The organism is Mycobacterium kansasii ATCC 12478, assembly GCF_000157895.3.
Lineage (GTDB): Bacteria > Actinomycetota > Actinomycetes > Mycobacteriales > Mycobacteriaceae > Mycobacterium > Mycobacterium kansasii.
In genome coordinates this window covers 1,441,338-1,456,216 of record NC_022663.1, presented here as the reverse complement: position 1 = coordinate 1,456,216, position 14,879 = coordinate 1,441,338, and the positions used below count along the sequence as shown (strand labels likewise).

Here is a 14,879-nt window from a genome sequence, read left to right as displayed (position 1 = left end):
CCCGCATCCCACCTATCGGCAACTCACGCCTCGGTCAGGCAATCGCTAGGAACTTGCCAGCGGTCCTGTCGTTGACAGCGGCTGCACCGGCTGGTTCCATTGGTGACAATGACCACAAACCTGGTCAATCCAACCAACTTTATCAAGTATGAGGCCCGGACAATGACAGGAAAGCCATGACCAGCGGCGTGAAGGCCGGCCCCGCGCCAGGGCAGTACGAGTTGAGCCATCTGCGCTTACTCGAAGCCGAGGCGATCCACATCATTCGCGAAGTGGCCGCTGAGTTCGAACGGCCGGTGCTGTTGTTCTCCGGCGGCAAGGACTCCATCGTTATGCTGCACCTGGCGCTCAAGGCATTTCGTCCGGGACGGCCGCCGTTCCCCGTGATGCACGTCGACACCGGGCACAACTTCGACGAGGTGATCGCGACCCGCGACGAGCTGGTCGCAGAGTCCGGGGTGCGGTTGGTGGTGGCATCGGTGCAGGACGACATCGACGCCGGGCGGGTCGTCGAAACCCCGCCGTCGCGCAATCCGCTGCAGACGGTGACGTTGCTGCGGGCCATCCGGGAGAACAAGTTCGACGCGGCGTTCGGGGGAGCCCGACGCGACGAGGAGAAGGCGCGCGCCAAGGAACGGGTGTTCAGCTTCCGCGACGAATTCGGCCAGTGGGACCCCAAAGCCCAGCGGCCCGAGCTGTGGAACCTCTACAACGGACGGCATCACAAGGGTGAGCACATCCGGGTCTTCCCGCTGTCGAACTGGACCGAATTCGACATCTGGTCCTACATCGGCGAGGAGAACATCACCTTGCCGTCGATCTATTTCGCCCACCGGCGCAAGGTGTTTGAGCGCGACGGGATGCTGCTGGCCGTGCATCGCTACCTGCAGCCGCGCGCCGACGAGCCGGTATTCGAGGCCACGGTGCGGTTCCGCACCGTCGGTGACGTCACCTGCACCGGGTGTGTGGAATCAGATGCCTCGACGGTGGCTGAAGTCATCGCCGAGACGGCGGTGTCCCGGCTGACCGAACGCGGGGCGACCAGGGCTGACGACCGGATCTCGGAGGCTGGGATGGAAGACCGCAAACGGCAGGGGTACTTCTGATGACTGCATCCACCACGCTGTTGCGCATCGCGACCGCCGGATCCGTCGACGACGGCAAGTCGACGTTGATCGGGCGGCTACTCTACGACTCCAAGGCGGTCATGGAAGACCAGTGGGCGTCGGTGGAACAGACGTCGCGGGAACGCGGCCACGACTACACCGACCTGGCTCTGGTCACCGACGGTCTGCGGGCAGAGCGTGAGCAGGGCATCACCATCGATGTCGCCTACCGTTACTTCGCCACGCCCAAGCGAAAATTCATCATCGCCGACACTCCCGGCCACATCCAGTACACGCGCAACATGGTCACCGGCGCGTCGACCGCTCAACTGGTGATTGTGCTGGTCGATGCGCGTCACGGCCTGTTGGAGCAGTCCCGCCGGCACGCTTTCCTGGCCTCGCTGCTGGGCATTCAGCACATTGTGCTCGCGGTCAACAAGATGGACCTGATCGGTTGGGACAAGGACAAGTTCGAGGCGATTCGGGACGAGTTCCACGCCTTCGCCGCCCGCCTGGATGTGCAAGACGTCGCCACGATCCCCATCTCCGCGCTGAACGGCGACAATGTCGTGACCAAGTCCGACGAGACACCGTGGTACGAGGGACCGGCGCTGCTGACCCATCTCGAAGAGGTCTACATCGCGGGTGACCGAAATCTGGTCGACGTGCGGTTCCCGGTTCAGTATGTGATTCGCCCGCATACTCTCAAGCATCAAGATCACCGCAGCTATGCGGGCACCGTGGCCAGTGGGGTAATGCGTCCCGGTGACGAGGTGGTCGTGTTGCCGATTGGTAAGACAACGCGGATCACCGCCATCGAAGGCCCCAACGGTCCAGTGCCGGAAGCGTTTCCGCCGATGGCGGTCTCGGTGAGCATTGCCGACGACATCGACATCTCCCGCGGCGACATGATCGCCCGCACCCACAACCAGCCGAGGGTCGCCCAAAGTTTCGACGCGACGGTGTGCTGGATGGCAGATTCGTCGGTGTTGGAGCCGGGCCGGGACTACATCATCAAGCACACCACCCGAACCACCCGCGCCCGCGTTACCGGGCTCGACTACCGGCTCGACGTCAACACGCTGCACCGCGACAAGACGGCAACCGCCTTGAAGCTCAACGAGCTTGGCCGGATCTCGCTGCGCACCCAGATGCCGCTGCTGCTCGACGAATACACCCGCAACGCCGCCACCGGATCGTTCATCCTCATCGATCCCGACACCAACGGAACCGTCGCGGCGGGCATGGTGTTGCGCGAGGTCGCGGCCCACACGCCCAGCCCCAACACCGTGCGGCACAAGTCGCTGGTGACAGCCAACGACCGGCCGCGGGGACGCACCGTATGGTTCACCGGGTTGTCCGGCGCGGGCAAGTCGTCGGTGGCCACGCGGGTGGAGCAGAAGCTGCTCGAAAGCGGTGTTCCCGCTTACGTTCTCGACGGCGACAACCTGCGGCACGGGTTGAACGCCGACCTGGGATTCAGTATGGCCGATCGCGCCGAAAACCTGCGGCGGCTGGCGCATGTGGCGGTATTGCTCGCCGACTGCGGCCATGTCGTCCTGGTTCCGGCGATCAGCCCCCTGGCTGAGCACCGCGCGTTGGCCCGGAAAGTGCACGAAGACGCCGGGTTTGACTTTGTCGAGGTGTTCTGCGACACGCCGCTCGAAGACTGTGAGCGGCGCGATCCCAAGGGCCTGTACGCCAAAGCGCGCGCGGGGGAGATCACGCACTTCACCGGGATCGACAGTCCGTATCAGCGGCCGAAGAATCCCGACCTGCGGCTCACCCCCGACTGCGGCCTTGACGAGCAGGCGCAGATGCTGATCGACCTGCTGGAGTCTGAGGCCTAAGGGACGGATCCATAGCGCAACGCTTCGCGTTGCGCATCGTCGCTCAGGCGGTGCCGGATTGCCACGCTCCTTCTCGCAACGCTTCGCGTTGCGCATCGTCGCTCAGGCGGGTGGCACAATCCTGAAGCATGCGGATGTCGGCCAAGGCTGAGTACGCGGTGCGGGCGATGGTCCAACTCGCCACGGCTCCCACCGGCAACCTGGTCAAGACCGACGATTTGGCCCAGGCTCAGGGCATACCCCCGCAATTTCTCGTCGACATCCTGACCAACCTGCGCACCGACCGCCTGGTGCGCAGCCACCGTGGTCGCGAGGGCGGTTATGAGCTGGCGCGTCCGGGCAGCGAGATCAGCATTGCCGACGTGCTGCGCTGCATCGACGGACCGCTGGCGAGCGTGCGTGATATCGGGCTCGGCGACCTGCCCTACTCGGGACCCACCGCAGCGCTGACCGATGTGTGGCGGGCGCTGCGGGCAAGTATGCGGTCGGTGCTGGAAGAAACCACCCTGGCCGACGTCGCCGCCGGCACGCTACCCAAGCATGTCGCACAACTTGCCGACGACTATCGAGCGCAGGAGAGCAAACGCCACGGGTCAACCCGCAGCGGGGATTAGCCGCCCGAACCGTACGGCCGGGTGAGGATCTCCAGGAAATGTCCGGCAGGGTCCCGGAAATACACCCCACGCCCGCCATCGCGATGATTGACCTCGCCGGGCCTGGTGGCACCGGGGTCGGCCCAGTGTGCCAATCCGCGGGATTGGATCCTGCCGTAGATGGCGTCGAATTCCTCCTCGGAGACCAGGAAGGCGTAGTGCTGACGACGGATTTCGTCGTCTGCCGGGACGTCGGCGTAATCGAGGGAGGCGCCGTGTTCGAGTGGGACAACCATGAAGTGGCCGACCGCAACCGGCTTGGGCAAGCCGAACAGGTCGGTGAGGAACTCCGCGGACTCTCGCTTGTCGTGCGACGCAACAATGGTGTGATTGAAGCTGATGCCCATGTGTTGGCCTCCCCTCCTTTGCGGCGCCGTGTCGCGCCCGCTATTTGGGCGCGGTGAGTTCCAATGCAATGTTGTCGGGGTCGCGGAACTCGAGAATGTATGCCGGCCCGATGTCTTTGATCGGCTCGTGCCGGATGCCGAGATCGTCGAGATGTGTAGCAGCAACGTCTAATTCGGCTCTGCTGCCGACCCGGAACGCGATGTGGTCCAGGCCGGTGCGATCCTCGTCGAAGCGGTCGTCGGCTACTGGCCGCAGGCCTAACAGCGCGCCGCCGAGGTCGTAGATGACGCCGCCGAACAGAAAGCCCAACTGCCGGCGCGTTGCATCGTCGGCGTTGTCGGGAACTTCGATCAGCACCGGCCAGCTGAACACGCTCTCGTAGAACCGCCGCGATCGCTCGATATCGGTGACCGTGAGCCTGACATGCGCAATCGACGTGCTGGCGAACCCCATCTAGGCCATGCTGCCAGAATCGCCATCGTGCAGATAGCCATGACCATGCCCGTGATGGAGCCCGACCTCGACGCGGCGGTGCTCAAGAAGTGGGCGCGCGCAATAGACGACGGACCGTTCTCGTCGCTGTGCTGGGGCGAGCGCATCGCGTTCGACAACCCCGACAGCCTGACGCTGCTGGGTGCGCTGGCCGCCTGGACCGACCGGGTCCGGTTGGTGACGACGGTGATCGTGCCCCAATTGCATCACCCGGTGCTGCTGGCCAAAGCCCTGGCCACCGGCGACGTGCTGAGCGGTGGCAGGTTGACGGTGGGAGTCGGGATCGGCGGCCGGCAGGAGGACTACCACGCCGTGGGCGCCGACTGTTCGACGCAGACGATGCGCGGCATGGCCGAACGGGTGGCGGTCATGAAGCGGGTCTGGGCCGGCGAGAAGATCACCGAGTCACGGCGGCCGATCGGCCCGGCGCCGGTGCAGGCCGGCGGCCCGCCGCTGCTCGTCGGGACAATCGGGCCAAAGACCCTTCGCAGCGCCGCCGCATGGGCCGACGGGCTCGCAGGAACAACCCTCGACCTCGACGTCGCCAGGCAGAACGAGCTCTACGACGTTGCTCGCACCGCCTGGGCCGAAGCAGGCAAACCCAAACCACACCTGGGGACGTCGTTCTGGTTCGCCTTCGGGTCGCCGGATCAAGCACGCGCGCAGGTGCATCGTCACCTGCGGCACTACATGAACTGGATCCCGGCCGAATACGTCGATGCCATGGCGCCGATGACCGGCTGGGCGGGTGGTGAGGAGCAACTGCTGGCGGTGCTGCGAAAGTTCGACGAGATCGGCACCGATGAGGTTCAGCTGATCCCGACCAGTGCTGACGTCGATCAGCTTCGTCGCGCCACCGACGTGGTTGCCGCACTGTAGATCAACCAGTCGCCGCCTCGGGCAAGCCACCGACCGCGCGCTGCTGCACGGGTTGGCCCTTGCGTAGCGTCGCCAGCAGCTCGCGGTAGGGGCCGACGAGATAGACGGTGTCGCCGGCCCGCAGCCGTGCCTCCCGGCGCGGATGCAGGGTGACCGGCTCGTCGGCCCTGGTGATCGCGATGACCCGGGTATCGGTTGACAACTCGTACATCGGCAGCCCGTCGAGTTCGCTGCCGATGCCCACTTGCATTCCGCCCACCATGAAGGAACTTTGCCCCACCGAAAAGGTGCCCAGCACCTGCAGGCCCATTGCGGCGCCGATGAACCACGGTGCCGCCAATTCCACGGTCGAGCGCACACTTTCGAAGCCGAACCGCTGGGCCACCGCGGTGCCCAGCGTGCGGTCGTAGACGCGCAGGACGAGCGGAACGCTGCGTCCCTTGGCCTTGAGGCCACCCAGCATTTCCCGCAGCACGATCCCGGCTTCGACGTTGACCATGTCGTCCTGGGTGAGCACCGCCACCGCGCGGGCGTGAGCGACGCAGGCCGATTCCAGTGTCTGTGGCAACGTCGCATCACCAAAGATGACCGGCACCTCCAGCTCGGCCGCCGATGACAGGTATCGGCTGTTTTCGTCGAGCTCGATGACCGCGACGTCGTAGCCGGCGGCGGTCAAGTCCCTGACCACCCGGATGCCGAACGAGCCGAGCCCGACGACGATGACGTGGTTACGTAGGTGGCGTACCCGCATCCGTCCGGCCGAACGGGTGAAGCGGCGCGACAACAGCAGGTCGGCGAGGAAAGCGACCAGAATCGCGGTGAGGGTCACGCCGGCGAACATCAGCGAGATGCTGAACACCCGCAGCCACGTGGGCTGGTGGGCGAAGCTGAAGTCGCCGTAGCCCACGGTCGCGATCGTCTCGGTGCTGAAGTACAGCGCATCCAGCCACGTCATCCCGGGTGGGCGCAGGTAGGCAAAGCGCAACAAAATCGTCGATCCGACGAGCAGGACCGCCATCGCGGCCAAAGCCCGATAGAACATCGGGTTCACGTCGTTACGGAAAGTGCGTACCGCGTCGGACAGCTGGCGAAGCCACAGCAGGCGGAAACGCGTCGCTGTGGGCCGGGGGACCTTGATGCCGCGGACGGCCAGCTCGTCCGCGGTGCCGATCATCGCGGTCTGGTCGCCGGCGTGGACGCGCAGATCGCGGCCCGGACAGGCCACCAGCTCGCCGGGGTTGGACGAGTCCTTGCCGCGGACCACGGCCACCGGCGCAAGGTCGCCGTAGATTTCCCGCAAGGTCGCCTCCCGCGGTGCCTCGGACCGCCAGACGACGAACTTCATGCCGGCCACCTCGAACGGGTGAGCGGTGCGCGCCAAACAGGCCTCGACGACCGAAGGCGCAGCCAGATCAGCGACGTCGAGGATCGCGCCGGGCTCGTTGGCGGCAGTCATCGCTTCGCGCAGGACGTCGTTGGCCAGCCTCGCCACCACACGCACGTGCGGGTCGGCTTTCCTTGCCAGCAGCGCGATCTCGAGGTTTCGCGCGTCGTCGTCGCCGGCGCAGATGACGGCGATCGCCTGCGAAAGCTCGGCATCTTTGAGCTTGTCGGCGGCCAGCTTGACAATGTGGACGCCGGCGCTGTTCAGCTCCTCGACAATCGTGTTCGCCAGCGCGTCGTCACCGCTGACGATGATGTGCCGGCGCGCTCTCACCGATACCGCCGTGGCACCGGGTCGTCTGGCATTTTCAACCCTCCGCTGGCCGCTGTCGCTATCTACGGCTATCTGGCACCGTAACGGTTTGCCGGCCGAACATGTGCCGTAACTCGGCGCGCAGTCGGGTGGGATACTCGGGCCATGCCCACTGCCCGGCGCGGTCAGGAAAGTATCGATATTTCCGCACCTCCCGATCTGGTGTACGACCTCGTTGCCGACGTCACCCGGATGGGGGACTGGAGCCCGGAGTGCTATCGGTGCGAGTGGCTCGACGGGGTTTCCACGGCGGCCCCGGGTGCGCGGTTCCGCGGGTACAACCGGCTCGGTCTGATGCGCTGGGAAAGGACCGCGGTGGTGGGCACGGCCGAGCGGGGCCGCGAATTCAGCTTTACCACCGTCAACGACGGTGCCGGCCGTGAAGAAACACGCTGGCGATACACCATGGAGCCGACGCCGTCGGGCGGAACACTGCTCACCGAATCTTTCGAGTTTCTCTGGTGTTCGATGGTCAACAGGTTGGCCGAAGCGGCTATTCCGCGGGGGCGACAAATGGACCGCGGCATTCAGGAAACACTGCGACGCATCAAGAAAGCGGCCGAAACGGCGGCGTGAATCGCGGATATGTCAAATATCCCGATATGGCACGTTTGACCGAATCACCTCGGCTTTTGGGTACCAACGCCGCAGGTAGCGGCACAGTGACAGGGTTTTGGCGTCGCAGTGTTCGCTGGGCCCCACGAGCACGCCTTTGACCGCGCTTCGGTCGAATTCAAACCGCACCCGCGGGATCAAGCCGATGCGGGACGTGGAATAGAACGTCTCTGACGTATGGGATATCAGCCGCTGTTCTGCTTCGCCGAAGAACTTCTTGTGCTTCATCGAAGCCGCTAACGGAATTATTCGCCGGACCAGGCGCTGCTGAGCCGGATGAATGCCGGTGCCCGGGTCGTCGCCCACGGCGTTGATCAGCTCGTCGATATGGTCGTCGACCAGCCGGGCCACCCGCGCCGACTGCCGCTCCGGTAGATATTCCACCGGATGCAACTCGGGCACCGGGGTGGATTCACTGATCGGAAGTTCGGTGGGCAGGGTCGTCTGCTTGACGGAATCTTTCAGTATTCGGCTGTCGAACTCGATCGCGTAGCCGCCGTTGGCGTAGCCGCGCCACTGGGACAGGTCGTCTCCGAACATCGAAAAGCAGGCCACAAACGGTCCGAAATCGTCGGCGATCAGCTCTTGGGCGCGCAGCACGTTCTTACAGACGCCCAGGATCGCAGACGATCGCAATTCAGGTTCCGTCTGTGTGGACGCTTTAACGTGCTCCCCGTACCGCGCAATCATCGCGCATATGGCTTCCACGCCGTAGGAGAACTCCTGGGAGTCGTTCAGGTACGCGACATGAGTTCCCCAGATTTGTCCGGAGTCGAGAATTCCCTTGAGGCCCTTGATGTCTGTGTAGTGGTAAACGCTGCCGTCGCTTTCACGCACCGGCCAATCGGTTACTTGTTCTGCTGAGCCGCCCGCAGCTGCGTCATCGGACACGTCGCCTAGTGAAGCATGTCGGCCGAGGAGCGCTCCCCGCGGCGGCTGCCGCAATACTGGCCGGGTGCCCTACATCGAACCCGTCGCGTCCCGCGAGATCTATCGCAATCGCTGGATGGTGCTCCGCGAAGACGACATCCGCCGCCCCGATGGCAGCCCCGGGATTTACGGCGTGGTCGACAAGCCGACCTACGCGCTCGTGATGCCGTATGACGGGCGACGATTCCGGCTGGTCGAGCAATTCCGGTATCCCGTCGGGGCCCGACGCTGGGAGTTCCCGCAGGGCACTGCGCCCGATTTGGCCGATCTGGAGCCCGCCGAGCTGGCCGCGCGTGAGCTGCGCGAGGAGACCGGATTGTGCGCGGCGTCGCTTGAGTTGCTGGGCCGGCTCGACACCGCTCCGGGAATGACGAGCCAGCGTGGGTGGGTGTATCTGGCCACCGACATCACCGAGGGGGATTCCGATCCTGAGCACGAGGAGCAGGACATGTGCAGCGCCTGGTTTCCGCGTGGCGATGTCGAGCAGATGATCCGCTCTGGAGTGATCGTCGACTCGCAGTCGATCGCCGCGTATGGGTTGTTCCTCGTACTCGGCCGATGACGCGGATTGCCCTGTGTTGCTCACAGTTTCGACGCTTCTGCAGCCGAACGCGATCGTGTCCGCGCTGAGACCTGATTGCGTCGTCGAAGCCGCACCATATACCCGATGCGTCCGATTTCCAGGTGGGAAGCCCGTGTCGCCGGGATGCTCGCTGCCGCCGTGATCGCGGTGGTCGGCAACCCTGCCGTTGCGCTGCACGCGGCGACGCCATCGTGGAACGGGAAATACTCGCTGGTGCGCTACGCCGCAGTCAAGTCCGGCACCAGCATGGCCGCCGGCCAGGCCGAGCCCACCTTCAGCGCGGACTACGTCTTCACGACGACCTGTTCGGCCGCCAACTGCGTCGCCACTGCCACCAACGGGCCCACACCGAAGAACCCGACGCTGCCCCAGCCTTCTCACTACGCCTGGGATGGCACCAAATGGGTGGAGCACTTCGACTTCCAATGGGATTGCTACCTGGGAGAGGGGGTGGCCAAAGTGTGGGCGCCTGCGCGGTCGTGGGCGTTCTACACGCCTCAGTCAGACGGGTCGATGCGGGGCACCTGGCATACCGACATCGACAACGGTCCGTGCCGCGGCTCCGTCGAAATGCCGGTGGCGGCGTTTCCTGCTCGACCTCAGTAGGGCGGGCCGGTTGCGCCACGACCGAGGTACTGGCCGATAGCCTGATCGCATGACCGTGGGCGAGTCCGTTGCGCAGTCGCTGCAACAGTGGGATCGAAAACTGTGGGACGTGGCCATGCTGCACGCGTGCAACGCCGTCGACGGCACCGCCCGAAAACGCTATCCGGCGTTGGGAGTCGGCACGCGTTTCAGGAGAGTCATCCGGGATTCGCTCGACATCTTCGGTGTGATGGCGACTCCCGGTGTCAACCTCGAAGAAACGCGCTTTCCGGTGGCGGTGCGATCCGATCTGCCGGACAAGCGTCCCGACATTGCCGATGTTCTGTTCGGGATTCACCGGTGGTTGCACGGTCACATCGACGAAGGCCCGGATGGCTTCGAGGTAACGCCGTACGTGAACTCCGGTGCGGTACTGCGCACCGCAAATGACGGCAAAATTCAGCTGACCAAGTTCGCGATCCTGGGAATGCTGGCCGTGGCGGTGTTTGCGCCGGAGAACAAGGGCGAGTCCATTCCGGCCGATTACCAGCTGAGCTGGTTTGACCATGTGTTCTACATCAGTGTCTGGTGGGGTTGGCAAGACCACTTCCGCGAAATCGTCAACGTCGACCCGTCGTCGCTGGTCACGCTCAACTTCGGCGACATGTGGGATAGATGGACGCCGGTTTCGGCGACGGACAAGGCGTAGTCCCTGGGGCATCACCGAATGTCCGGGTCTTCGGCGGCCGTAATTGTCGAGGCCGCCGCCTGCGCCGCAGCCACCTGGCCGAACGCGGACGACGAGGGCGCCAAAGTACCGGGATTCTCCACGACCTCGGTCGCTCGTGCTGCGGCACTGACAACCAGGGCCCGATCCGCCTCGTCCGCCAACTCGCGCTGCGCAGCCCGGGCAACAAGGGCGATCTGGGTCCGCACCGCCGCTCGGCGTGAGGGGTCGACACAGTTCTGGGCGACGGCGCTCAACAGCTGCAGCAGCGCCGCAAGCACCAGCGGTTCGTGCATCCCGTAGCGACGAACCTGCCCACATCCGACCTGAAGGTAGGCAGCAAAGCCAGGGTAGGGAAGCCAGACGAGGAGTTCCCCGGCCCCGTCGCGGCGTACGTCGTCCGGAAGGGCCCGGGCGGCCAGCACCGACTCGACGGCCGAAAGATGGTGCACCACTTGGATCGCCGTGTACGGGTCGTTTATCGCCGGCGACAATGCCCGCAGCGCGATATCGACCAGCTGGCGCAGTCCGAAGCGGACATCTTGGTGCAGGGTGCGCTCGAACCCGATGTGCACATGACGCAAACAGTTTTGGGGGAAGTCTGATACCGGGGGACGCGGCGCCGCGCCGCCGCGCCAGCACCAGCCGAGCAAGCCACCGGCGGTGACGTAGTCGCCGACGAAAGTGACGAGCAGCACGGCATGCTTGTCGACCGCCGCTAATTCAGCGATGTCTTCGATGTCGACGGTTTGCAGATAGCCCGATTGCGGGGCCAACAGCGGCACCGCATCTTGCGGCGGGTTGGGTGGGGTTTCCACGCGCCGATCCGGCGAATCCGGGTCGGGGTACATCTCGTCGATCAGGCGAAGTGTGCGCAGCCGTACCTTCTCCATGATGGTGTCGATCTGGATCGAGTGCATGAGGTGGTGCAGGAAGTAGATCAGCGCGCCGAGGCTGACGAACGCCAGCGCGAGCGATCCGCTGACCGCGACCTTGGGAACAAACGCGGCTCCGCCGACATGCTCCCCGACCGTGTGTAGCCCGCCGGTGCTATAGGCGAAGGTGCAGGCGAAGACCGCCAGCACCACCTGGTTGGGCACATCGCGCAGGAAGGTTCGCAACAACCGGACGGAAAATTGGCTCGAGGCGATCTGCAGGGACAACACCGTCAGCGAGAAGACGATGCCGATCGTGGTGATCATGGTGGCGGACACCACGATCAGCACCCCGCGGGCGTCGCCGGCGGTGCCCTGAAACATCACCTTGTCGATCAGCGAGCCGGATTTGACGGGGATCAGCGACAGGATAGCCCCGGCCCCGAGACCGAGTATGACGCCGAGGGTCGGCAGCACCCAGACCGCGCCCTGCAGGTAATCCCGGATGACGCTGCGTCGGCTGAGGACGCTGCTTGCGGTCACCGATCAAGCATGCACCCTGGGCAATTGATAGGCGCAACGTTTGCCCACGCCGGAGACCCACGTCGCGTTCGTACCGAGGCGGTTTGGTCAATCAAGGCAACGCGGCACTAAACCGGCGCATGTGGGAACCCGGTCGGGGCCGCCGCATGCGCCGAGGCACTTGTTAGTCCGAGGTCACGTACTGCGGGCAGTAGGCCGATGCGGCGTCGATAGCGAACGTCTTGGCGCCCTTGGCGCTCAGACCGGTCGACTCGGCTACCGCGTTGATGACCTCCTTGGCCGAGTGGCCTTCGTCGAGGGCAGTGCAGACTGCGTGCGCTTCGCTGATCGCGCGCGCCGCGGTCGGCGGGGTGATCCCGTCCGCTTTCAGCTGCGCGAGGAACGCGTCATCGACGGAGTTGGCGCTGGCGGCGCCGGCGGAGCCGAGTGCCGCTAGGCCGAGGGTGGCGGCAGTCAGGGCGGCGCCGGCCATGGGGCCGGCGAAACGGCGAGTGAACATCGTGGATCTCCTGGTGCTGATCTGTTTGGGGCAGCGCTGGTGTGCTTGACCTCAGAATCAGTGCCGGGCCTATACGGATCCTCAATAGATTCTTGTCGAATTCGCGATGTCATAATTCGTCCACGCGGCCAGCGATTCGCGCAGCTCACGGAGCCGTTGCTGATTCCGGCGTGTCCGATGAGGCCGAGATAGTTGGGCGTGACGATGCCGGAGTAAGCCAACGCCCACGGAGCCGACGCGGAGAGTTGCTGGTGGGGTCGAACATCGGCGCTGGGCGCGGCTTACGACTGGGCGTCAACCTTGTTGTCAACCGCGGTGACAAATTGGGGTACTACAGATCCCGGCACGTTTCTTCCGCAGAGTTCAAGGTCTATGACGACATTGTTGCGTGCGCTGAGGGCGCGCTGGCAGTTCCAACCCTGAGCCTCCTGGATCATGGTCATTGCGAGAATACCGTCGGCCTGTGAGGCAGGCCCGGTTGTCCAAAAGAGGTTGCGTGGATCGTCTTTCTTAACGTTGCGGGTGTTGATCTCGCGATTGGCGCACTTTTTCCAGCTGGCTGCCGCGTCTGTCACAAAGGCTCGAGCGCCTTGAGCGTCCGAGAAGGACACGACGGCTTGAGTGAGTCGCCATCCTTTTGCTGTCGCGTCGCTCAGTGCTTGCGAACGAACCCCAGTCCAGCTGCTCTGCTCGTACGCCTTCTGCTCGGCAGCCCCTACCACGCCGGCGCAATCTTCGTCGACGATTGCCGTGGCAGCCAGTTTGTCTTGGACCGGCTCTCCCGACAGGGTCTGGGCACCCACCAGGTTCGCGGCTTCCTGCGAGCTCAGTAGCACATCTGATAGCGCAGACGGGGAGACAGTCTTGGTGCCGGTGCGGTGCGGCTCGTACACGATCACCGTGACCAGCAGGCCAATCGCTATCGTTGCCATGGCAATCGTGATCCGCCACCACCGCCGGACGCTGCGGCTACCATCATGCGACCACTGGCGCTGACTGGGGCCAGGATGACCGAGATAGGACGGGGTCGCCCGATTCGGCCAATAGGGGCTACCGGTGAACGGAGGCTGTGGTCCGGAAGAACTGTGGTAGCCAACCGGTGGCGCATGCAGCGGCTTAGCGGGGTGTGACGGAAGGGGGCTCGCAGTCGGGCCGGCCGGCGCCGCCGACATCGGCGCTGGCGTCCAATGTGATTCGGTGTGTATGTCGCGGGGTGGTGACCATTGCGCCGACGGTATGGGTCCGCTGTGCCGTCCACCGTGGTGGTCTACCCGTGGTTGCGGATCGGCGGCCTGCTGGCTCGGGATCCTGGCCGGGCCTACTTTGTCGCCGACGCCTTCTGCAGCAGGGTCGCCGGGAGTGCTCATTTCCTACCTCCTGATCGCGTGGAAGCAGTATTAGTCTTGAGAGCCCAGCACTGGTGGCCCTCCTTTTGAAGGGTCTCCGCGATTCGAAGCTGATCGCTTTGCTTGTTCGGTCCAACGCTGTCCATGTTCACTGCGTCGGTATCCGGGCGGCGACTTTGTTGACGAGTTCGGGGGCTTGATCGCTACCGCCGAAGTCACACACCCTCATGTCGATCACAACGTTGCTGCGGGGCATCAGCGCGCGCTGACAACCCCATCCGGTTCCGCCCGTCTTGACCCAGGACACCGTCAGCACACTGTCGAGAACTTTCGGATCGCCAACAGCGATGGTGCCGCCTTCGTGGCGGTTGACCAGAACCTCAGTTCTGGCACAGTGGTCCCACTTGGGTGCTATGTCTTCGAAGAAGGCCTCGGCATCTTTTGCCGTCGGAAACGCCACAAGCGACTGCAACGTCAATTTCGGGTACACGTCGCCCGGGCCGTGGATTTCCTCCACTAGCGCATCTATGAAGCGCGTACCGCCGTAGACCTGCTTCATGCCCGGCGCCCAAATGCCAGCGCAATCCGGCGGGTCGGCAGTATCCATAAACAAGCCGTTGTTGCTTTGGTAGACAGTCATTCCCGACGTATGCAAGATGTCACCAAGCTCCGCAGGGCTCAAGAGAAGATCTTTGAGATTTTCCGGGTGAACGAGACCCGGTGTCGTCGGTACCGACAAGCCAGGCGGCTCGCGGTGGGGTAAGGCAGAAGGTGCGTTGGCGCTCACCGTGCGGCGGACGAGGATGACGCCCAGCGCAAAAGACGCGAACGTGAAGATTGCCGTGGCCAGTATCAACCATCGTTTGGCGCGCGGGGGGCGGACTGGCCGCGACCCAAACGATGCAGGGGCCGGCCAGGCTGGTGCGCTAGGGGCCTGCGCGAAGAGAGTGTGCGGCCGGTGGCTGTTCCACGAAATGCTTTGTCCTGCCGCGGATGGATCGCGGCTCGCGCCGGAGTTCAAGGGTCGCTGGCTCAACCGGTCAAAGGTATGGGGTGGTTCATTACCTGTCATGCGGTCAGTCCGTTTCGTCG

At 64.5% G+C, this 14,879-nt stretch carries 15 protein-coding genes and 1 pseudogene; 8 read left to right on the top strand and 8 right to left on the bottom strand.

Annotated elements, in window-relative coordinates:
• Positions 1-108 precede the first annotated feature (108 nt).
• The 3 genes and pseudogenes from cysD to MKAN_RS06225 all read left to right on the top strand — a co-directional run bounded on the left by cysD (position 109) and on the right by MKAN_RS06225 (position 3,570).
• A pseudogene (gene cysD / locus MKAN_RS06235) lies at positions 109-1,106 on the top strand (sulfate adenylyltransferase subunit CysD).
• A complete protein-coding gene (gene cysC / locus MKAN_RS06230; protein WP_023366293.1) occupies positions 1,106-2,956 on the top strand; it encodes an adenylyl-sulfate kinase in 1,851 nt (616 codons plus the stop codon). Before cysD ends, cysC begins: the two are co-directional and overlap by 1 nt.
• Positions 2,957-3,084: 128 nt before the next feature.
• Entirely contained in the window at positions 3,085-3,570 is a 486-nt protein-coding gene (locus MKAN_RS06225) for an Rrf2 family transcriptional regulator (protein WP_023366291.1), read from the top strand.
• On the opposite strand, the gene MKAN_RS06220 is transcribed toward MKAN_RS06225, so the two are convergent.
• The gene (locus tag MKAN_RS06220; RefSeq protein ID WP_023366289.1) at positions 3,567-3,956 is read right to left on the bottom strand and encodes a VOC family protein; all 390 of its coding nucleotides are present in this window, start codon (positions 3,954-3,956) and stop codon (positions 3,567-3,569) included. The genes MKAN_RS06225 and MKAN_RS06220 overlap by 4 nt on opposite strands.
• Before the next feature lie 40 nt (positions 3,957-3,996).
• Positions 3,997-4,410 carry a VOC family protein gene (locus MKAN_RS06215; RefSeq protein WP_023366287.1) on the bottom strand — a complete coding sequence of 138 codons (414 nt, stop codon included), beginning with the start codon at positions 4,408-4,410 and terminating at the stop codon, positions 3,997-3,999.
• A 39-nt stretch (positions 4,411-4,449) separates the two neighbouring features.
• Here MKAN_RS06215 and MKAN_RS06210 point away from each other — a divergent pair, with 39 nt between their 5' ends.
• Positions 4,450-5,328 carry an LLM class flavin-dependent oxidoreductase gene (locus MKAN_RS06210; RefSeq protein ID WP_023366285.1) on the top strand — a complete coding sequence of 293 codons (879 nt, stop codon included), beginning with the start codon at positions 4,450-4,452 and terminating at the stop codon, positions 5,326-5,328.
• 1 nt (position 5,329) lies between these two features.
• Here the strand turns inward: MKAN_RS06210 and MKAN_RS06205 are convergent, their stop codons facing one another.
• Positions 5,330-7,045, bottom strand: a complete 1,716-nt coding sequence (locus MKAN_RS06205) for an NAD-binding protein (protein WP_023366283.1) — start codon at positions 7,043-7,045, stop codon at positions 5,330-5,332.
• A 144-nt stretch (positions 7,046-7,189) separates the two neighbouring features.
• Between MKAN_RS06205 and MKAN_RS06200 the strand changes: the two genes are divergently transcribed.
• A complete protein-coding gene (locus MKAN_RS06200) occupies positions 7,190-7,660 on the top strand; it encodes an SRPBCC family protein (RefSeq protein WP_023366281.1) in 471 nt (156 codons plus the stop codon).
• Positions 7,661-7,672: 12 nt separating this feature from the next.
• Here the strand turns inward: MKAN_RS06200 and MKAN_RS06195 are convergent, their stop codons facing one another.
• A complete protein-coding gene (locus tag MKAN_RS06195) occupies positions 7,673-8,590 on the bottom strand; it encodes a DUF2971 domain-containing protein (protein ID WP_133163491.1) in 918 nt (305 codons plus the stop codon).
• A gap of 115 nt (positions 8,591-8,705) precedes the next feature.
• Here MKAN_RS06195 and MKAN_RS06190 point away from each other — a divergent pair, with 115 nt between their 5' ends.
• The 3 genes from MKAN_RS06190 to MKAN_RS06180 all read left to right on the top strand — a co-directional run bounded on the left by MKAN_RS06190 (position 8,706) and on the right by MKAN_RS06180 (position 10,506).
• Positions 8,706-9,191, top strand: coding sequence for an NUDIX domain-containing protein (locus MKAN_RS06190; protein WP_172836728.1), 486 nt, complete (start codon positions 8,706-8,708; stop codon positions 9,189-9,191).
• A 105-nt stretch (positions 9,192-9,296) separates the two neighbouring features.
• Positions 9,297-9,818 carry an Rv2253 family sensor-like surface protein gene (locus tag MKAN_RS06185; RefSeq protein ID WP_023366275.1) on the top strand — a complete coding sequence of 174 codons (522 nt, stop codon included), beginning with the start codon at positions 9,297-9,299 and terminating at the stop codon, positions 9,816-9,818.
• 49 nt (positions 9,819-9,867) lie between these two features.
• Positions 9,868-10,506, top strand: coding sequence for a hypothetical protein (locus tag MKAN_RS06180; RefSeq protein ID WP_023366273.1), 639 nt, complete (start codon positions 9,868-9,870; stop codon positions 10,504-10,506).
• An 11-nt stretch (positions 10,507-10,517) separates the two neighbouring features.
• Here MKAN_RS06180 and MKAN_RS06175 read toward each other — a convergent pair whose 3' ends face one another.
• From MKAN_RS06175 to MKAN_RS29355, 4 genes are all read right to left on the bottom strand, one after another.
• A complete protein-coding gene (locus MKAN_RS06175) occupies positions 10,518-11,942 on the bottom strand; it encodes a DUF2254 domain-containing protein (protein WP_023366271.1) in 1,425 nt (474 codons plus the stop codon).
• Positions 11,943-12,105: 163 nt separating this feature from the next.
• Positions 12,106-12,441, bottom strand: a complete 336-nt coding sequence (locus tag MKAN_RS06170; protein ID WP_023366270.1) for a DUF732 domain-containing protein — start codon at positions 12,439-12,441, stop codon at positions 12,106-12,108.
• Positions 12,442-12,722: 281 nt separating this feature from the next.
• On the bottom strand, positions 12,723-13,373 hold the full coding sequence (locus MKAN_RS31030; protein WP_023366267.1) for a sensor domain-containing protein: 651 nt from the start codon (positions 13,371-13,373) through the stop codon (positions 12,723-12,725).
• A 562-nt stretch (positions 13,374-13,935) separates the two neighbouring features.
• Positions 13,936-14,643, bottom strand: coding sequence for a sensor domain-containing protein (locus tag MKAN_RS29355; protein WP_160937578.1), 708 nt, complete (start codon positions 14,641-14,643; stop codon positions 13,936-13,938).
• Between the last annotated feature and the right edge of the window lie 236 nt (positions 14,644-14,879).